Here is a 19,606-nt window from a genome sequence, read left to right on the forward strand (position 1 = left end):
CACTCGAAGAATAAAAATCTCCGATTGTCAACAGCGCAGCTTTTAAAACGAAAAAATCTACGATCATCCAAGCAAATAAAGCGGACTCCAAAACCAACAATTCACCACAGAGAAGCCGATTCAAATTATTGTCCACTAAAGATTGGCTAAAAAGCAGTCAAATTGACGCATCGAAAATCTCCAAAAAAAAGATCTGACGAACTGCATCCATCATTCGAATCTTGCTTTGCCCACCAGTTTTGGATTGAGCGCATTTGTCGCTTAGGACCCATCACCAAACGATCACCCATACATAAAGGCCAGCGCCACACCCCCTTATTTTAAGAATACCTAAAAAAGGGCCCACAGAAAGTTCCCACGTGATGGTCGTTGTTATCTGTCTGCGCCGTATTGCCCCAGAGCTGAGGCTTGGATCGAACCATAGTCGCGAAGGTAGATTTGAATCCGCGACTATCGCGAGTCAGCTGTTAAAGATCAGAATAGGAGTCATATTTATCACGTTGAGCCCTCTTCTGAAAATAATTATTCAAATCTCGAAAATATCTATAATAAAATGCCGTCGAATTGACGAAATGATACAAAGTAGATTTGCCTAACCAAAATTATTTTGCTCGAAGAAAGCTCAAGAGAAATGCTTATTTTTGGTCTAAAAATAAATACTATCGAGCTTCAAAACGAGCTGGCATCTTTACATTAGGAAAATTCGAGAGGAGACGGGGTGTCTTTAACTGAAGTCCCCACGAGGGAACCTTTTCTGCAAAGTAAAGGCGGCGCCACTTCTAGTTCGCTAGGAAGTGTATTTAGTCCCGAGGTGGCTCTCGCGGCGTTGGAAAAACATATGGCCATGATCGCCTTTGATACGAGAGGCAATGTTCTATGGGTAAATCGACTATTCGCCAATGCTGTCAATTATGAGATATCAGACCTAATCGGCCGTCATCATAGTGAACTATGCACGCGACATTTCGCCTCTTCAAGTGACTACAAGGAACTGTGGCGGCGCCTAAATGATGGAATTTTCTTCTCTGACAAGATCGAACGGGTAACTAAATCTGGATCAACCATCTACCTCGAAGCTACCTACATGCCCGTTGTTGATCTAGATGGCACAATAATTGGCGTCATAAAAGTAGCAACAGACATTACCCAACGAGAATTAGAGACCAAAAGGGCACTCTCAGTTCTGCAAGATATGGCAATAAATCTATCGCAACGAGCCACTGAAGGTATCACCTGTGCTGAAGAGGTATCTGGCGGAGCTGAGAAGCTGGTAGTTGATGCAGCCACTAATACGGCCCTGGTAGATCAACTTGTTGTCCAGACAGACCAAATCGACAAAGTTGTGGGGACTATCAGGGAGATATCTAGCCAAACAAAACTTCTATCTCTAAATGCATCGATCGAGGCCGCTCGAGCTGGCGATCAAGGATTGGGCTTTGCGGTCGTAGCGAATGAAGTTAGAACTTTGGCATCAAAGGTTGATAATGCGACTCATGAAATTCAAACACAGCTAAAGACGATAAGCGAGACTGCATCGCGGCTATCGCTTAGCAACAACGACACCACCGAGATTGTGATCTCATCTCAAGCCTCGACCCAACAAGTCCTATCGGAGTTTCAAGGTGTAGGCGTTGCAGCTAGCGAACTAGAAAATTACGTCCGAGTGACCTCAGAAGCCAACTAAAAAAACATTCCGCGGCACCCCGATCACTAGTTACCTCTCCTTGTGATCGGGGTGCCTTCTCATTGAAGGCTCTAAACACCCAGTGGAACCTTATGACAAAACATTACTGACAAAAGCTCAACAAAACCGACCAAACGAGAGACCTCGTGGCGCTGCAAATCTATAAAGCACCTATGGCTTCAAAAGTAGTTACCATTTCAATGGCGCAACTACCAAAAAATGGACTCATAGATTTTATTGCACGTACACTTAGCACCACGAACCCGCGACTGTCACCATTGGGGTTTTACTTGGGTTAAGGAGCTAGAAGGGTTGTGACTTCTAACGGCCAAGGAACCGCTATTTAGAAGTAGAATCAACCAACTTGGCCCACGACCTAAAGCTTTCGTATCTGGCCACCTTCCTTGGTATCTTCGATCCCATAACCCAATTCCAAAAGGCGATCACGCAATCGATCCGAAGCCGCGAAATCTTTCCTTTGCCTAGCCCCCTCGCGCTCCAGAAAGAGCTCAACCACAGCATCAGGAAGAACAAGCTCACTCCTGGTTACCCCAAGTCCAAAGACCCTAACGACGATCTCTATCGCCTTTGCGATTGCTATGGCCTTTGTCAGGTCACCATTGTCAAAGGAAACATTCATCGAGGTAATTCCCTGGAAGAGAATCGAGATGGCTAGCGGCGTATCCATATCGTTATCCATAGCTTGCCCAAAAGATTCAAGAATCTCCGAATCTGCTTGCACATGCGAAATAGATGCGTCGTAATGGCGATCAAATCGCACTAGCGCATTGTCAATTCGCTCTAAGGCCCGGGCAGCATCGCCAATCAAGGTGGAGTTCACCTCCAAAGGAGAACGATAGTGTGACTGAAGGACCAAAAGACGAAAGGCTCGAGGATCGTCCTCACCAATCAACTCGGGTAAGCTTACAAAATTTGAAAGCGACTTTGACATCTTCTCATCGCCAACCACAATAAACCCGTTGTGAACCCACTTGTCTGCAAAAGAACTACCTAAAGCCAAAGCTTGTGCGCGTTCGTTTTCATGGTGTGGAAAGGCTAGGTCAGCTCCCCCACCATGAATATCAAAGGATGAACCAAGCAGATCCTGTGCCATTACGACACATTCAGTATGCCAACCCGGCCTTCCTCTGCCAAAGGGCGACTCCCAAGCCCACTCGGCATTTGGAGTATTCTTCCACAGTGCAAAGTCGATTGGCGACCGCTTGTTCGGATTGGGCTCCACTCGAGCACCTGAACGCATGGACTCCAAAGATTGATGGGCCAAAAGTCCATAGCTCTCAATACGCGACACCTCAAAGTAAACTCCATCGCCACCTATGTATGCCGCACCTATCTCTATCAACTCAGATATAAAGGTGATCATCTCTTGGATGTAAGCGGTAGCATGCGGAACGTGGGTAGGTCTTAGGACATTTAGGTCATCCAAGACCTTCCACCAAACCTTCTCGTACTCGCCAGCTACCTGAGATGGCTGGCGATTCTCAGAGTCGGCTCGCGCGAGAATCTTATCGTCGACGTCAGTTATATTGGAAACGTGTATTACGCCGTGGCCTTGATACTCAAGGTAACGGCGTAGAATATCATAAACGAGCACAAAACGACCGTGTCCCAAATGGGGCACATCGTAGACTGTCGGCCCGCAAACATACATCTTAATGATGCCGTCGACGGCCGGTCGTAGCTCTTCAATTTGACCTGTTGCACTATTGTGTAAGTGAATCACAAAGGTATGGTAAAGGCAGCGATGACGTTTTCAGTCCCCGAAAAGCCAACTCTCGATGGCATTGAGGAAAAATGGAGCAAAAATTGGGAAAAAAGCGGAGTTTTCACCTTTAGAGAAGATGATACAACCTCTCCAATCTTCTCGATCGATACTCCGCCACCCACGGTCTCAGGTTCATTACACGCCGGACATGTTCTCTCGTATACCCATACTGACATCATTGCAAGGTTTAAAAGAATGACCGGCCATAACGTCTTCTACCCAATGGGTTGGGATGACAATGGCCTACCCACCGAGAGAAGAGTCCAAAACTACTATGGGATAGCATGTGACCCTTCCATCTCCTATGTCCCGACATTCGTACCGACACCGCCCACTGATGCGAATGCAAAACCTCTCCCAATTTCACGCACAAACTTTGTAAATGCCTGTCAAAAACTCACCCAAGAGGACGAGCAGGCCTTTGAAAAGCTGTGGCGCACTCTCGGGCTTTCGGTAGATTGGTCCAAGACCTACACCACCATCGGCCAACGTGCGCAAAGGGTATCCCAACTCAGCTTTATTCGCCTCTTCAAAGAAGGGGCTCTCTACCATGGAGAATCCCCAACCCTCTGGGACGTTGACTTCCAAAGTGCAGTCTCCCAAGCAGAGCTTGAGGACAAGGAAGAAGATGGGCTCTTTTACTCGATCAACTTCTCGTTGGCTGGAACCAGCGACCAAGTGGAGATACAAACTACACGACCCGAGCTTTTAGCTTCCTGTGTCGCCCTAGTAGCCAATCCTAAGGATCCTAGATACCAGAGCTTGTTTGGAAAATTCGCCATCACCCCACTATTCGAAGTCGAAGTTCCAATTCTGGCGCACCCCCTTGCTGAGATCGATAAGGGATCAGGGATCGCAATGATCTGCACTTTTGGAGATTTGACAGATGTACTCTGGTGGAAAGAGCTGAATCTAGCACTACGGCCGACCATTGACCGCAGGGGTCGCCTAGCCTCGATCGACTTCAGCGACGAACGCTTCCCGAGCAAAAATCCAAACAGTGCCAACGCCTTTTATAGCGAGATTGAAGGAAAGACCACTAAAACAGCGCGAACCACGATAGCCAAAACCCTAGAAGTACATGGGTTCTTTCATGATCAGCCAAAAAAGGTCCGACACAGCGTTAAATACTTTGAGAAAGGTGACAAACCTCTCGAAGTTGTAACCTCATGGCAGTGGTATATACGTACCCTTGCCCATAAAGAGCGATTGCTCGAACTCGGCAAAGAACTACATTGGAATCCGCCGTACATGAAGGTTCGCTATGACAACTGGGTGAATGGCCTAGCCTCGGATTGGAACATCTCTCGGCAGCGCTATTTCGGGATTCCGATCCCGGTATGGTACCCAATTGACGACGAGGGCCAAATTGATCGCCTTTCGCCCATTCTCCCAGAAGAAGATGAACTCCCTATCGATCCATTTCAAGATACACCTTCTGGATACGACCCGGGACAACGTGGGGAAAAAGGTGGCTTTATTGGGGACTATGACGTAATGGATACGTGGGCAACCTCTTCGTTGACCCCACAGATAGCAAGTGGCTGGGAAGAAAATAGCGACCTTTTCAAAAGACTGTTTCCCATGGATCTTCGGCCCCAGGGGCAAGATATCATCCGAACCTGGCTCTTTTATACAATTCTTCGCTCTTATCTCAGCGAAGATCGTCTACCGTGGAAAAATACAGTAATCTCTGGATTTGTTCTCGACCCCGACCGCAAAAAGATGTCGAAATCAAAGGGCAATGTTGTAACACCTATGCCTTTGATCGAAAAGCACGGAGCTGATGCGCTTAGGTACTGGGCTGCAAATGGGCGACCTGGTGTCGATACTGCAGCAGATGAAAATTCAATGAAGATCGGTCGTCGCTTGGCGATAAAGGTTCTCAACGCCTCAAAATTCGCACTCGCTATCGCAGCTAGTGAATTAGACGTTCAAGGTGTTAGCGAAGTTGAGCTATCCCCGATTGACGAAGCAGTTATCAGAGATCTAGAAGGCGTTGTCGCAAATGCGACAAAGTCTCTAGATTCCCTGAACCACACTCGCGGCCTTGAAGCAACCGAGACTTTCTTTTGGTCGTTCTGTGACAATTATTTGGAGCTGATAAAGATACGAGCATATGGCACATCCGAACAAGGGGTTACCTTTACAACTTCGCAGACTCTATCCGCACGAATAACTGCGCTCGCCGTAATCAATACCTCACTTCGCCTTTTGGCGCCTTATCTACCATTTGCAACAGAGGAAGTTTGGTCTTGGTTTGAGTCGGGATCAGTCCATAGCCAAGATTGGCCGAACGATCTCACAATAATGGACACAGCTAAGGCCTACCTAGGGAAGCTGACCTCTCCTGAAGCAACTCTAAAGACCGGCGAAGCCAATCAAATTGAGACCTCGGCGATTTACCAAGTACTATCCAAGGTTAGAAGAGCCAAAAGCGAAGCTAAGACCTCAATGAAATCTCCAGTTTCAAAACTCAAGATAGTTGGAAGCTCTAGCATCATTAGAAATTTCGAATTAGCCAAAAATGACCTCATGGTGGCATTGGTAACGAATCAAATCAACCTTGTCAACAACGAAGACCAGGCAGACCTCGAAGTTGAGATAGAGCTAGCTCCACGCTAGATAAAGTTCTTCCTTCTGTGGATTGATAAAAAACATAGACAAAAAAAACAACATAGACAAAAGGGAGAGGACCGGTTAAGTAGTACCCGTCGTCCATCTCCCTTTTGTAACTTCCTTTTTCACCTGGTCGACTGTTACCTGTTAGATCTCCTATCTGATCCGTTGAACTCATCAACTCCTATCACTCGCATTAAACCCCTGAGCGTATCGACCAGGTATGAAGCAATATAGATGCGAAAATAGCTTGGTGGATAGACTCACCCATTTGAGGCATGTACCGAGGGATACCTATCCATCCACTGAATCGCTTCCTCAAATTGACCACACAGACGAAGGAGCGTTCCTTCTCTTCCATATGCGCCCACAAGTTGAACACCGATCGGCAATCCAGAAGTTGAAGTGGCAAACGGAATCGAAGCTGCTGGATTTCCAGCAACGTTAAACTGCCCAGTAAATTGGATATATTCAAGTACCCGGGATTGGCTGACCCCTGGCTCGCAAAGGTATCCAATCTCTGGCGGAAGCTTCGGCAACGTCGGAGTAATCAAAATATCAAAACCCTCAACCTCCCAGAAACTGGCGATCCGTCGTCTATAGTCACTCAGCCATGCAATGGCATTGAGATATTGTGGCGCCGTCGTAGACATACCCACCTGACAAAAGAGTGCATTGTCCGCTTCCAACTCAGATGGATCGATGGTCCGACCCAAAAGATTCGACCACGCAAGAACGTCGCTTGCCACCCATGAAGCTACCATGGTGACAAAGGTAAACGAATACGCCGGGTCTTCTAGTGCTTTGGGGTAAGCCGAAACCACTTCATGACCGAGCGATTCACAGAGTTTCGCTGCATCCAAAACGCTTTGAACACATTCCAAATCACTGAAGTAACCCTCCATAAGAGGCTGTGTTACAAAGCCTATACGTAACCGACCAGGATCTTTGTTAACCTGATCTGCAAAACTCGATTCATGGACCGGAGCCACATAAGGATCACCTAGCCGGTAACCCGAGATAAGATCGAGAATGGAAGCTGAGTCTCGCACCGACCGGGTGAGAACGTGATCTATGGCCGCACCCGCCCAGGAGTCGGAGGCCTCGGGACCTTGTGAAACACGGCCGCGGCTGGGTTTAAATCCGAAGAGCCCACAAGCACTCGACGGGATTCTAATCGATCCTCCACCGTCATTACCGTGCGCCACGGAAACTATGCCAGCAGCAACCGCCGCCGCAGACCCACCTGAAGAACCGCCGGTGGAGTGATTCAAATTCCAAGGATTGCGACTGGGGCCATATGAGAGTGGCTCAGTCGTAATCGTGGTCCCCATCTCGGGACAGTTGGTCCGACCTATTACGTTAAAGCCTGCATCTAAAAATGACTGGGTGAGATAAGAATTACTCGTTGGGCGAAAGTCAATCACCTTCAAAAATGTCGTACCACCATAGTACGGCTCCCCCGCCATCGGTGCTCCTAGATCTTTCAGTACAATCGGAACACCTCTAAATGGACCGTCCGCCAATTGCCCTTTGGCCTCGGCTCTAGCCTTTTCATACCTTGGATGGATGATGGCATTCAACTTAGGATTCAGTTCCTCTGCCGCCTCGATAGCGGAATCAACGGCCTCAAGAGGAGAGACCTTCTTGAGTCGAATGAGTTCGGCCAAACCACAAGCATCCAACTTTGACAAATCTCGATCGATCACTTCATAGTCCAATCTTTTCTATCCCTAGGAATTAGGTTAACGCTAAAACCATGGCCAAGTATGACATAAACCACTAACTGACAAAAGGCCAAAAACTCTTGGACCCAAAGTCGGATGGAAAATCTGGACCTACGGTAACCACGGTCATTTAAAAGATTAAAGACTCAAATAAAGCGACATTGCCCAGATCAAACTCAATAACAATAAACGCCCATGGTGCCAAATCTGATCATTTATCACAAGCAAAATCCCATCCGCTCGCGCGGCCCTTTTGATAACATTGCAATTAATAATGAAAACCTTCACTCGAAGGATTCGAGGTTGCAAATTTGACTGAGAATCAAGGACGACTGTCGCCTCACAAAAAGATTACAGGCGCTACAATAGCACCTTGGATCGGTAGGCAATGCGTAACTCGCACTACAACACAACATTGAGATGCGAATATAAGAATTGACATTTTTCCTAGAGTTCTAGCAATTTTGAAAATATCAACAAATATCGAGTTGGCAATTGAAACAAAATGACAATTTAGACCTCTGGTTGATGGTGTATTCTTTGAAGGGAGGGCTTGGTGACGAACACTCAGAGTTCAATCTCCTATAGCTCACTAGAACTCTTCGACCTTGCAGATCGAAAATTAAGTTGGTCAGCGTGAACCATAAAGTCATGTAATGATCGGAAGGACAAAAATGGTTAAAACCCCAATCAAACCGCTTGATCTATTCAATATAGATTCGATGCTCTCAGCCGAAGAGATCGCGATACGTGACACCGTCCGAAAATACGTCGAAAAACGAATCAAACCAGAAGTCGCTGATTGGTATGAATCCGGAGAGCTTCCAGTCGCCGAGTTAGCAAAAGAACTCGGCGAACTCGGCGTTCTCGGGATGCATCTCGACGGATGGGGTTGCGCTGGAACTAGCGCGGTTTCATACGGTCTTGCCTGCACTGAATTAGAGGCAGGCGATTCGGGCCTTAGATCGTTAGTCAGCGTTCAAGGCTCGCTCGCCATGAAAGCCATACACGCCTTTGGATCGACCGAACAAAAGGATCAATGGCTTCCGGGCATGGCTGCCGGCGATATCATCGGTTGCTTTGGTCTGACCGAAGCCGACTTTGGATCAAACCCATCTGGAATGCGAACTAATGCCAAAAGAGACGGCGGAGATTGGATCCTCAATGGATCGAAGATGTGGATCACCAATGGATCGGTTGCTAAAGTTGCTGTCGTATGGGCACGCACGGATGATGGCGTGCGAGGATTTGTAGTCCCAACAGACACACCTGGATTTAGCGCAAATCTTATCCACAAAAAACTCTCATTAAGGGCTTCCGTCACCTCTGAATTGGTATTCGACAATCTGCGCCTTCCAGCAAGCGCGGTATTACCGGAGGTATCCAGTCTGAGAGGCCCCCTAACGTGTTTGAATGAAGCCCGCTTTGGAATCCTCTTTGGTGCATTAGGAGCGGCTCGCGACTGCCTAGAGAGTGCCATAACCTACGGTTTAGAGCGAGATCAATTCGACAAACCGATAGCAGGCTTCCAACTCACACAGAAGAAGTATGCCGACATGACACTAGAACTCGGCAAAGGAATGCTCCTTGCCATCCATGTCGGTAGATTAAAAGATCAGGGACTTGCCACTAGCGAACAAGTTAGCCTAGGAAAGCTAAACAATGCTCGGGAAGCTCTTGCTATCGCACGAGATTGCCGCAGCATACTTGGCGCAAACGGGATTACCTTAGAGTATCCAGTTATGCGCCACTTATGCAATCTCGAATCGGTCTTTACCTATGAAGGTACCAACGAAATGCATACTCTAGTTGTGGGTGAAGCCCTAACTGGACTAGGTGCATTTAGGTAAAATACAACACTACGGAGATAGCCGCAAACCCTAGGGGACAATAGAGTTGGCACCTAGGGGTATAGAATATTAATCAAGTTTACGGGGCAAGAATCAGAGGAACACGAGGCCGGCTTATCCCAAGGATCGGTTCACCACAGCCACCTAAAAGGGTCAAGTCGGCCTCAATTACCTCCGTGGAGGCTATATCTGTCCTACTATAGCCATATCCTGCCTTAATACCGCGAAATGGTAAAGCTAAAGCGGAAATCGAAACCCGTGCACCTACACATCGAGAACCTCGGCGAACGGGAAATAGGGCTAAGAACCACCTTCAAAATGGCCAAAAGAAACGATTTGTGTTCCTGTGGAAGTGGCAAGAAGTTCAAGGGGTGCTGCGCCTCTAGGAGAATTAACTAGCCAAGAACTAGTGAATACTGCGATCAACGACAGCTAACGAACCAAGGTCCATAGCGGACAAAGAAAATCGTCTCGTTATCCGAATCGCAATCGGCGACTTCGCCCTCATGCTTCGCAAGAGTTTGAATGAAAACCTGCGTTCAAAGTTAAAAGCCGCTCATAAGATGCAAATTCCAGAACAAAAACAGCACGGGCTATCGCAAACTTCGCCCAATCCTATCCGGTCCCCAATTGTTCGCCTTTCAAAGCTTCAATCATTTCACCGAGGTCGATCTATTCGTTAATGTCTATCGACTCCAAAATAGAATCCGTAACAGCGACAGTTCAATGACATTCAAATCTCGAAATAGCGCAATTTAAAGGCGTCATCTCTTAGACCATTCAATATTGAATACTTCCTCCAAGTCGCAAAGTAATCTCCCTTGAAGCCACAAGAAGGGGCTCAAGTATCTTATCAAGCAACTTCTTGCGAGTATATTCTGCAGTGGGAACCGCTACATTGATCGCAGCAACTATACCCTTTCCGCTCTGACGTATCGGCGCTGCAATAGAAGACAATCCCGGAATTGCCGACTCTTGCTGGAGAAGGTAGCCATCGCTTCGAGCCGATGAAAGCTGCTCAAGAAGCTCGTCCATCGTTCTAACAGCATTGGGTCCCCAACGACCAGCAAAAGAGGTCTGCGAGATGGTTCTATGAAGTTCATCCTCTGACATGCCGGCCAAAATAACTTTGCCAATTGAACTAAAGACCGCAGGCACCGTCGAACCAACCCGAATGGCATCCGAAAGAACCCCGTCACGCCGTGGTATCCGCGCAACAAAGAGCACCTGATCACTATATAACACCCCGAGATTGACCGTTTCAGCAGTCCTAGCGTGTAAATCTCGCATGTTGGGATCGGAAGTCTGCACAAGGTCCATACCCTGCACCGCTGCGAAACCGAGCGCCAGGACACTAGTCCCTGGCCGGACCTGACCATCTATCGTTCGTTCAAGGTAACCCTCTTCTTCTAGGGTCGCAACAAGCCGAAATGTGGTGGGCATGGGAATCCCGCTTAATTCCACTAGTTCCTTGACACGAAGGGTCGGTGTCTCCGCAGTAAAAAACGAAAGGAGTCGCAACCCCTTAGCAAGGGCTTCAACGCGATAGGAACGTGGCTGTGACTTGGTGCCATCAACTTTAGAATCATCGATCTTATATTTGTCATTTTCTTCTGGTATCGTCGAGTGCTCCATTACTGCGCTTTACTGCTTGGGGAATCAGAAATCGATTCCTAGAATACGATTACGATTCTCGAGTTTGCCATCATAATCAAATTGATATTGAACCAATAAGATCCACCATATCTATTTCGTTCGAATAAATGCTACCTCATCCCTTAGAAATTAATTTTTAGCCTCCGGCTTAACTCAAACCTACCCTTAAAGCATCTAGTTCACAGATTGCCATCTATCTTTGGTCAATCCAAAAGGACCGATCACAAGATGGGGGTCACAGTCATACTCTGAAAATTCGAAGTTGAAGCGCGAGAGTCTGATAATAACCAATCAGACTCGAAAGTTCAAAGATTGCCCTCTCACCGAGGTCAATTAGGCATTGCTCAAAGTCATCATCGTCCAAATCGCCTTCGCCCACGAGTAAAGCACCGATTCTAAAGGCTGTAGCCTCCGCCTGTGTCTCAGCCGCAGGAAGGCCACCTGAAAAGATCGCGGCAATATCTTCCGAGGTGAGACCAACATCAACAGCAATGGGCTCATGCGAACGGCGCTCAAAGTCACAGTCCCACCTGGCTGCCACCATCAAAATTGCTGCCTCACGAACTCTATCTGAGAGGCTAGTAGAGTAACGAATCGCTGAGCCAACCTGCGAAAGGGCAGCTCCTACCTTAGGTGCCAATAGCATCGCATTAAAGGGCCCCTCTAGTGCTCCATCTATATCTAAAAGAGGAAAACGCTGAATCCCCTTGGATCGCACCCCAAATGCTATCTCGTCGTAAAGTGCTTGCTGATCTGGATCTAAAACCTCTCGCGTAAATTTAGCAATACGACTACCGCCTCGTTGGCTCATCCAGCTCCCTCCCTAGCTTCGGTGGGTTCCACAAAGTCTGACACGATCTCACCTAAATCACCTATCGTGCTCGAAAGCCTATCTCCTGCCTTTAGATACCTAGGTGGGTCCATGCGGTTTCCCACCCCTGATGGTGTACCTGTGAAAATCAAGTCACCGGCTCTTAATTCACAGACGCTCGAAAGACGGCCGATCAACTCTGATACCGACCAAATCATCTCCGAACTTCTTGCCCGCTGAACTAGTACTTGGTTCAATCGACCTTCGAGAATGAGATCATCGCGATTTAGTAGCTTTGACGCTAAGGTAATAGATGGCCCCACTGGACCGAAATGTTCAAATGACTTTCCCAAACTCCACTGTGGAGAAGAACCACTGAGTTGCACATCTCTAGCCGATAGATCTTGGCCAACCATCAACCCCGCGACATAAGACCAGGCGTCCTCCTCTTTGATCCGCCGTCCATTGCGTGCCATCACAACCACAAGTTCTATCTCCCAATCGAGACGAGGAGTGACCACTTGCACTTTGGTATATGGTCCAGCTATGGAGCTAGGGAACTTCGTAAAGACTTGCGGAAGACCACTTCGGTCGTAACCCGCCTCATTAGCATGACTTCGATAATTTAGGCCAATAGCAAAGATCTGGCCAGGACGTGGCGTGGGCGTTCCCAGAAGGGAGATTTCCGGCGAGCCATCTTTCTGAGGTTGAGCTTGATCCATCCATTCTTCAAAGTCCCGCCAAACCTCAAACAAGTTCTGAGGATCGGAGCTAAAGCGACCCTTGCTCAACGTTGCTACATCGCTGTAGCCCTGATCAAAAAGCAAAGTTGCTCTACCTGAAAGATTTGCTAATCTGACATGTCGACCCATCTCCAACTATGCCCCAATCATCGAATAGCCGCCATCGCACATAATAAAGTTGCCCGTCATGTGACTCGCGTCGTCGGTGGCGAGCCATAAAGCTGCCGCAGCCAGCTCCTCAGGCAGTGGAACTCTACCCATAGGGGTCTGAGATAGCACCCTCTCACGCCGCCCGTTATTCCAATCTTCCCTAGTAATGGTCGATTCAGTCTCCATAAATCCCGGTCCAAATGCATTTACACGCACCGTTGGTGCAAAGGCAGCCGCATAAGACTTTGTAAGACCGATGATGCCATACTTTCCGGCAGCATATTGAGGCGCCCGAGGGCTTCCACGGACCACCACAGTTGAAGCGATATTGACGATAGAGCCTCGACCTCGCTCTAGCATTCTTTGCCCATTTTCCGAAATCATCAGTAACGTGCCTTTAATGTCAACCGCCAACACCCGATCTACGACGTCTTCGGTAATATCTCTCCAAGACATCTGATCAGTCGCAATGTCACCAACATTGTTGACTAGGACATCCAAGCCACCGGTCCGCTCCCAAACTTCGGCACACATCTCCTTAGTCTGATTCCAATTTCGGAGATCTGACTGAATCAGAAACGCTTTTCTTCCATATTTCTCTACCGCCTCTAGTGTCCTCTTTGCGCCTGCGCCAGAGGAGTTAAAGTGAATAACTACATTTGCACCCTCGGCGGCTGCTCGCTGAGCTAACGTTGCTCCAAAGCCCGTTCCAGCCCCTGTCACCATCACCCACTTTTTACTAAAACGAGGGTAGATCGCTTGTGGGAAGCTGAGACTTTGCGCCCGTTGATCAATATTCATCAAAACTCCTTGTAAATCTCCAGTTCACTAAAATCTCTCCACCCGGGACGCTGGAGTGGAAACTCTAGTGAAAATAATGCCGCGTCTAGTCGCAAAAGACGACTACTCATACCAGTGTCCTTCCACCATCCACATAAAGTACGTGACCCGTAATAAACGACGAGTGTGGCGACGCTAAAAAGAGTGCTGGTCCAGTTAGCTCCTGAGTCGTCCCCAACCTTCCAGCTGGAACCATCTTTTGGAGCTTGGCCCTATTACCATCTCGCTCAAGATAATCCATGGTAAGATCCGTCTCTGTGTAACCCGGTGCAATCGCATTTACAGTCACCCCAAATGGAGCCCATTCCCGCGCCATTACCCTCATCATCTGGTTTATCGCCCCTTTGCTTGCTGCATAGGGAGCATGGTCGGGGTGTGCTAGAAGTCCCGAAACCGATGAAAGAATGATGATTCTCCCGAAACCCCGCTCCACCATCGACCTACCAACAGACTGTGCAAGCCAAAAAGCGCTATCTAAATTGATCCTTAGGACTTTGGTCCAATCATCCTCGCTAACATCCAAAACCGGCTTTCTTTGGTTAATTCCTACGCAATGAATGAATATATCGATCTCGCCCAAAACTTCAGTGGCCTGTTTGACTGCCATTCGAGCACTAGTAGCCACCGATAAATCAGCGACGATCGCCTTACAGGGACCATGGATCTCCTTCGTCGTCGCCTCCAGTCTGGCTTGGTCTTGATCCACTAAAACAATCCTTGCGCCGCCACCTATGAACGCCTTAGCACAGGCCGACCCAATACCTCCGGCCCCAGCAATCAATACTCCTCGACCATCCAGTCCAAGCCAAGATGACGAAGTCTCTGGCTCGATTTCACCGTTCATAGAGGATCCTCTTTCGTTCTGAGTTTCATATAGTAAAAGTGACTTTCATTATTACACGTTCGATCGAAGTTGTCAACTAAAGTCGGGATGATTAAGAATTAAAATTTTCCCGACGAGCAAACCGGAGAATTAGCCAGAGGCTTGAATTGTAAGCATTGATAAACACCGAGCGCTCCGAACGCAAAGGCCATAGTTCCAAATACCAATAGTTGCTAGGAAAACTACTTGACAGCCAAAAGTATGACTGGTATTGTTTGAATAAGTAAAAGTGACTTTCACTGTATAAAACTATCAAGGAGGGGCGGAATGAAACTAGTTACATTTGATTCCGGGAGAGTCGGTAAGTTAGATGGGGAGACCGTTGTAGAGTTGGACTGTTCATCCATGCGTGAATATTTCGAACGCGACAGCGCCGTTCGAGAGACCGGAGAAAGACTCCCACTTTCGAGCGTGCGCCTCCGCGCACCAATCGTACCAAAAAAATTCTTTCACACCGCCGGAAACTTCATAGAGCATCATCAGGACCTAGAGCGTGTTAACTGGTCCCATCCTGTCAATAAAGGAATCGTCTTCTTCCAGAATGTAGACGCAATTATTGGTCCCGACGAGCCAGTGGTCTACCCAAGTCAACTGACAAACGAACTCGATTACGAACTAGAGATGGTGATGGTCATTGGCAAGGGTGGCAAGTTCTTCTCAGCCGAACAGGCCCTAGACCACATTGCCGGTTACATGATCTTCAACGACATCACAGCAAGAGATATTCAACGGCGCGAAATGAAATCTGGCGTCTTTTCATTCTCAAAGGCAATCGATACTTTTTGCCCGATTGGTCCATGGATCGTCACCCCAGACGAGGTAGGCGATCCTCACGACCTTGATATGGAGCTTCGAGTCAACGGTCAAGTTAGACAAAAGTCAAACACTTCTCATATGTCGGTCTCAATCGCTCAGTTGGTCGCATACCACTCACCACAGATCTATAGTCCGGGGGATCTAATCTCTACTGGAACAATCGCCGGTGTGGCCGCTAGTACCGACGATCCCTTCTCAAACTATCTACAACCCGGCGATATAGTCGAAGCGGAGATCGAAAAACTCGGAGTTCTTCGATCTCCGATCATCTCGTGGATGCAAAAATATGGCCAAGAACCGCCACCAGCGGATATATGGATGTAGCCCACCACCCGAGCGCCTCAAAAACGCACCGTATTTTTATATTTTATTGAACCATCGAATCACCAGCATCGCTTGGTCCAATAAAAGAAATCACCGCTACTTCGTACTACCTAATGTATAGCTGTCAAAACAATCAATGGGGGATCTAGAAAGTGAAAATATTCAAAAACATCAACCGCCGCTCTATAACAGCTGCTTCCTCGCTCGCAACCTTTGGCCTAATTGCGGCTGCTTGTGGAAGTTCAACGTCATCTACAAATACCACAAGCGCATCCGCGAAGACAAGCACAACCATTGCACCGGCAACCATTAATGTGGGAGTCCTCCCTATAGCAGACGTGGCACCCCTATATATCGGAATCAAGGAAGGATTCTTTGCCAAACAAAAACTAACTGTGGTCCCTCATGCTTTACAAGGCGGAGCCGCTGTAGCCTCAGCCGTAGTAGGTGGATCACTGCAATTTGGATACGGCGCTACGGCGAATCTAATTCTCGCAAACGCACACGGAATAGCGTTAAGGTTCGTGGCTGCCGGAGACTTCGCGGCTTCCAACTCCACCAATGCATGGTCTGGCATCTTGGTAAATGCAAATAGTGGCATTACTTCAATAGCCGGTCTGGCGGGCAAAACAATAGCGTCAAATGCTCTACAGGGTGAAAATGAACTAGCCCTAGATAGCGTCCTCCTCAAAAATGGTGTAAATCCATCCTCAGTACATGTCGTAGTCCTGTCATTTCCGACAATGGTATCAGCGCTGGCCGCTGGGCAAGTCCAAGCGGTAACCGAGGTAGAGCCCTTCGTGGCATCGATAGCCGCCCATGGAGGAAAACTACTTTCACCGCTATTCGAAGGCGAGCAACCGGGGATGCTCGTCTCGGGTTACTTCACAAGTGCGGCAGAGATATCTTCAAATCCAGGAGTAGTAAAGCGATTCGTAACCGCGATAAACCAGTCGCTCAACTATGCGGCCGAGAACCCAAGCGCCGCTCGCGCTATAATTCCAACCTATTCGAGCATCCCAAGCACGGTTGCCAATAATATGAAGCTGCCGGTTTGGAGTTCGACCATCACTTCAAGCAGCGTTCAAGGGCAAGAGCAACTGATGAAAAAGCTTGGTTGGATTACATCGAACGTCTCCAATAGCCAACTGGTCTGGTCGGGAGCAAACAAATGACGCTGAATAGGGATTGGACTTGGAGGACAGTGTGAATCAAGTGCGGTTTGCGCCTGATCAAAGCGAAAGGCCTCTTGAGCTTCCTCGAGCGCGCCTTACGCCTCGTCAGCGTCGCACAGTTCGTCAAATTGGCGGCATCTTGGTCGCGCTGGCGCTTTGGGAGTTATCAAGTGCAACTGGAGCCGTAAATAGTAACGCGCTAGTTACACCACTGGCAACTTTGGGTGGCATTACATCTCATATGACAGCCCTTGCCACAGCATTGGTTGCAACACTAGAAGCTTGGGCTCTAGGTATATCAGTTGCCGTAGTTGCCGGGATCCTAATAGGCACTTTGGTTGGACGTTCGCAAATCGCCGATGCCGCCACGGAGACGATCGTGAGAATGATGCGACCGCTGCCCTCACTCGCGCTCATTCCAATCGCAATTCTAATTGCAGGACTCGGAGTTAGAATGACCGCAGGATTGGTCTCCTTCGCGGCTTTTTGGCCTGTATTCATAAACACGAGAGTGGGTGTTCGTCAGGTAGATAACACCGTCCTCGAAACAGCGGCGGTATTAGGACTAAAAAAACTCAACCTCCTCTATCGAGTGGTTCTGCCATCAGCTAGCCCGATGATCGCAAGTGGTATCCAAGTAGCAATCAGCCTCGCCTTAGTGGTCACGGTGTCAGTCGAACTCGTCGGAGGAACCGGAGGGCTGGGCGAGTTCATTCTCCTAGCTCAACAAGGTAATGAACCCTCGGTGATGTTTGGGGGAATCATCATGGGAGGTCTACTCGGTTGGGGAATTAGCAGACTCTTCGCCTGGATAATCGATCGATTTATCCCCTGGAGAACTCAAGGAATTAGAACCAACGCATGATATCTAGAAAGCAAAACCAAACAAGACAGAGAAAACTCTCTCGTCTAGCGGTGGGATGGCTCGGTTTGGTCATTGTGGCTGCCCTCTGGCAATTGCTGGCCGTGACCCTTCACACCAGCGTGTTTCCAACCTTTATTGCATCATTGGTCGCTGCTTGGAAAGTTGTAACTAGTTCAGCCCTGAGGGTGGACATAATTCCTTCGCTAGAACGTACCGCGGTCGGCTTTCTAATCAGTGTAATCATAGGCATAACAGCAGGAATGATCATAGGCCATTATGAGGTGGTCAGAGACTGGACCTCTGCAGTAGTGGATTTTATGCGGTCTCTACCCACTCCTCTTTTGGTGCCTATCGCAATTGTAATCTTCGGGATCAACGGTCGGATGGTAGTGGCTACTATCGTCTCTGCGGCTATTTGGCCGATCTTGATCAATACGGCCAATGGGACCTCAACGATAGAACCCACCATGATCGATACAGCCACGACTTACGGACTCCGAGGTAGAACTCTATTTTGGAGGGTTGTTCTTCCCGCGGCTAGCCCACAAATATTCGCCGGCCTTCGTATAGCCCTAAGCGTCTCACTTGCCGTAATGGTCGTTGCCGAAATGCTAGGAGGTGGATCCGGAATCGGTTATTTCATTGCCAACGCGCAACAGTCTTTCAACATCAAAGGATCCTACGGTGGAGTGATCGTACTGGGGTGCCTCGGGTGGATCTTCGACACACTATTTTTATCATTTGAACGCCGATTACTGTCATGGCAAAGAGGCACCTTAGGAGGCTCGTTCGATGTCTAATTCAATTTTAAGTATTCGAAACCTTCGAGTATCGATTCAAAGTCGCGATGGATCCTTGAACGAGATTACCCGCGATGTAAGTCTAGAACTAGCTCCACACGAGTTTGTGAGTATCGTTGGGCCATCCGGCAGCGGCAAAACTACACTTTTACGTGCGGCATCTGGTCTACGCCCGCCAAATGGCGGCACGGTGGTATTTAATCAAATGCCAGTTACCGAGGTTCCCAAAGGCCTCGCGATCGTCTTTCAAGAGTACAACAAAAGTCTATTTCCGTGGCTTAGCATTTTTAAAAATGTGGCAATGGGAGCCCGTGATTGTTCGAGTCATGAGCGGTCGGAGCGAGTCACAAAAGCCCTAGCGCAAGTGGGATTGAGTGGCTTTGAAACTCGCTATCCATGGGAACTATCTGGCGGCATGCAACAAAGGGCGGCACTAGCTCGTGCTATGGTTTCAGATCCACAGATATTAATGATGGACGAGCCCTTTGCCTCGGTGGATGCGTTGACCCGAAACCACTTAGAGGATGTGGTTCAAAAGCTATGGGATAGTTCGACCTTCTCAGCCCTCATGGTCACCCACGATGTCGGAGAGGCGGTTTACTTGAGCGATCGAGTATTGGTGCTTTCAGCAAGACCGTCAACCGTTTTGGCTGAGATCAAAATAGATCTAGAACGTCCTCGCTCACATTTCGAGACAAAACAGAGCAAACGCTTCGTAGAACTGGCTGCCGAAGTCCTCGAAAAAGTGGAAGAAGCTGGGCGTCAAAGCGTCCAGGGCAAAGAGCTAATCTGAAGTGAGATTCCTTAGGAGAACTCATAACAACGTACTTCACCGAGGGAATCAGTCATACCTGTCATAAGGGTCGTTCAAACATCT

The 19,606-nt window shown here is 48.3% G+C and carries 16 protein-coding genes; 9 read left to right on the top strand and 7 right to left on the bottom strand.

Annotation, left to right across the window (positions count from 1 at the left end):
• The first annotated feature begins 718 nt into the window (after positions 1–718).
• Entirely contained in the window at positions 719–1,684 is a 966-nt protein-coding gene (locus tag ACIDITHRIX25_RS76840) for a methyl-accepting chemotaxis protein (protein ID WP_283770423.1), read from the top strand.
• Positions 1,685–2,060: 376 nt separating this feature from the next.
• On the opposite strand, the gene cysS is transcribed toward ACIDITHRIX25_RS76840, so the two are convergent.
• Positions 2,061–3,428 carry a cysteine--tRNA ligase gene (gene cysS / locus ACIDITHRIX25_RS76845; RefSeq protein ID WP_201733066.1) on the bottom strand — a complete coding sequence of 456 codons (1,368 nt, stop codon included), beginning with the start codon at positions 3,426–3,428 and terminating at the stop codon, positions 2,061–2,063.
• A 21-nt stretch (positions 3,429–3,449) separates the two neighbouring features.
• On the opposite strand from cysS, the gene valS reads away from it, so the two are divergent.
• Entirely contained in the window at positions 3,450–6,095 is a 2,646-nt protein-coding gene (valS, locus tag ACIDITHRIX25_RS76850; RefSeq protein ID WP_201733067.1) for a valine--tRNA ligase, read from the top strand.
• Positions 6,096–6,352: 257 nt separating this feature from the next.
• On the opposite strand, the gene ACIDITHRIX25_RS76855 is transcribed toward valS, so the two are convergent.
• The gene (locus ACIDITHRIX25_RS76855; RefSeq protein WP_052606433.1) at positions 6,353–7,810 is read right to left on the bottom strand and encodes an amidase; all 1,458 of its coding nucleotides are present in this window, start codon (positions 7,808–7,810) and stop codon (positions 6,353–6,355) included.
• A gap of 680 nt (positions 7,811–8,490) precedes the next feature.
• On the opposite strand from ACIDITHRIX25_RS76855, the gene ACIDITHRIX25_RS76860 reads away from it, so the two are divergent.
• Together ACIDITHRIX25_RS76860 and ACIDITHRIX25_RS000000104400 are read left to right on the top strand one after the other, a co-directional pair.
• The gene (locus ACIDITHRIX25_RS76860) at positions 8,491–9,666 is read left to right on the top strand and encodes an acyl-CoA dehydrogenase family protein (RefSeq protein WP_249685728.1); all 1,176 of its coding nucleotides are present in this window, start codon (positions 8,491–8,493) and stop codon (positions 9,664–9,666) included.
• 318 nt (positions 9,667–9,984) lie between these two features.
• Positions 9,985–10,065: an SEC-C metal-binding domain-containing protein gene (locus ACIDITHRIX25_RS000000104400; RefSeq protein WP_407071689.1), complete on the top strand. Its 81-nt coding sequence runs from the start codon at positions 9,985–9,987 to the stop codon at positions 10,063–10,065.
• A gap of 381 nt (positions 10,066–10,446) precedes the next feature.
• Here ACIDITHRIX25_RS000000104400 and ACIDITHRIX25_RS76865 read toward each other — a convergent pair whose 3' ends face one another.
• The 5 genes from ACIDITHRIX25_RS76865 to ACIDITHRIX25_RS76885 all read right to left on the bottom strand — a co-directional run bounded on the left by ACIDITHRIX25_RS76865 (position 10,447) and on the right by ACIDITHRIX25_RS76885 (position 14,710).
• A complete protein-coding gene (locus tag ACIDITHRIX25_RS76865) occupies positions 10,447–11,301 on the bottom strand; it encodes an IclR family transcriptional regulator (protein WP_201733070.1) in 855 nt (284 codons plus the stop codon).
• Between the two features lie 262 nt (positions 11,302–11,563).
• Positions 11,564–12,133: a carboxymuconolactone decarboxylase family protein gene (locus ACIDITHRIX25_RS76870; RefSeq protein WP_052606437.1), complete on the bottom strand. Its 570-nt coding sequence runs from the start codon at positions 12,131–12,133 to the stop codon at positions 11,564–11,566.
• Positions 12,130–13,005 (bottom strand): fumarylacetoacetate hydrolase family protein, encoded by an 876-nt coding sequence (locus tag ACIDITHRIX25_RS76875; protein WP_052606448.1) that lies wholly within the window; start codon positions 13,003–13,005, stop codon positions 12,130–12,132. The genes ACIDITHRIX25_RS76870 and ACIDITHRIX25_RS76875 overlap by 4 nt, the downstream gene beginning before the upstream one ends.
• Positions 13,006–13,011: 6 nt before the next feature.
• Positions 13,012–13,827, bottom strand: a complete 816-nt coding sequence (locus ACIDITHRIX25_RS76880) for an SDR family NAD(P)-dependent oxidoreductase (protein WP_052606438.1) — start codon at positions 13,825–13,827, stop codon at positions 13,012–13,014.
• A gap of 106 nt (positions 13,828–13,933) precedes the next feature.
• Positions 13,934–14,710 (bottom strand): SDR family NAD(P)-dependent oxidoreductase, encoded by a 777-nt coding sequence (locus ACIDITHRIX25_RS76885; RefSeq protein WP_201733071.1) that lies wholly within the window; start codon positions 14,708–14,710, stop codon positions 13,934–13,936.
• Positions 14,711–15,016: 306 nt separating this feature from the next.
• Between ACIDITHRIX25_RS76885 and ACIDITHRIX25_RS76890 the strand changes: the two genes are divergently transcribed.
• The 5 genes from ACIDITHRIX25_RS76890 to ACIDITHRIX25_RS76910 all read left to right on the top strand — a co-directional run bounded on the left by ACIDITHRIX25_RS76890 (position 15,017) and on the right by ACIDITHRIX25_RS76910 (position 19,522).
• On the top strand, positions 15,017–15,889 hold the full coding sequence (locus ACIDITHRIX25_RS76890; protein ID WP_052606440.1) for a fumarylacetoacetate hydrolase family protein: 873 nt from the start codon (positions 15,017–15,019) through the stop codon (positions 15,887–15,889).
• 152 nt (positions 15,890–16,041) lie between these two features.
• Positions 16,042–17,064, top strand: coding sequence for an ABC transporter substrate-binding protein (locus ACIDITHRIX25_RS76895; RefSeq protein WP_201733072.1), 1,023 nt, complete (start codon positions 16,042–16,044; stop codon positions 17,062–17,064).
• Between the two features lie 31 nt (positions 17,065–17,095).
• Positions 17,096–17,929 (top strand): ABC transporter permease, encoded by an 834-nt coding sequence (locus ACIDITHRIX25_RS76900; protein WP_201733073.1) that lies wholly within the window; start codon positions 17,096–17,098, stop codon positions 17,927–17,929.
• On the top strand, positions 17,926–18,729 hold the full coding sequence (locus ACIDITHRIX25_RS76905) for an ABC transporter permease (protein ID WP_052606443.1): 804 nt from the start codon (positions 17,926–17,928) through the stop codon (positions 18,727–18,729). The genes ACIDITHRIX25_RS76900 and ACIDITHRIX25_RS76905 overlap by 4 nt, the downstream gene beginning before the upstream one ends.
• Entirely contained in the window at positions 18,722–19,522 is an 801-nt protein-coding gene (locus tag ACIDITHRIX25_RS76910; protein WP_200891286.1) for an ABC transporter ATP-binding protein, read from the top strand. The genes ACIDITHRIX25_RS76905 and ACIDITHRIX25_RS76910 overlap by 8 nt, the downstream gene beginning before the upstream one ends.
• Positions 19,523–19,606: the final 84 nt, after the last annotated feature.

Source organism: Acidithrix sp. C25 (assembly GCF_904848545.2).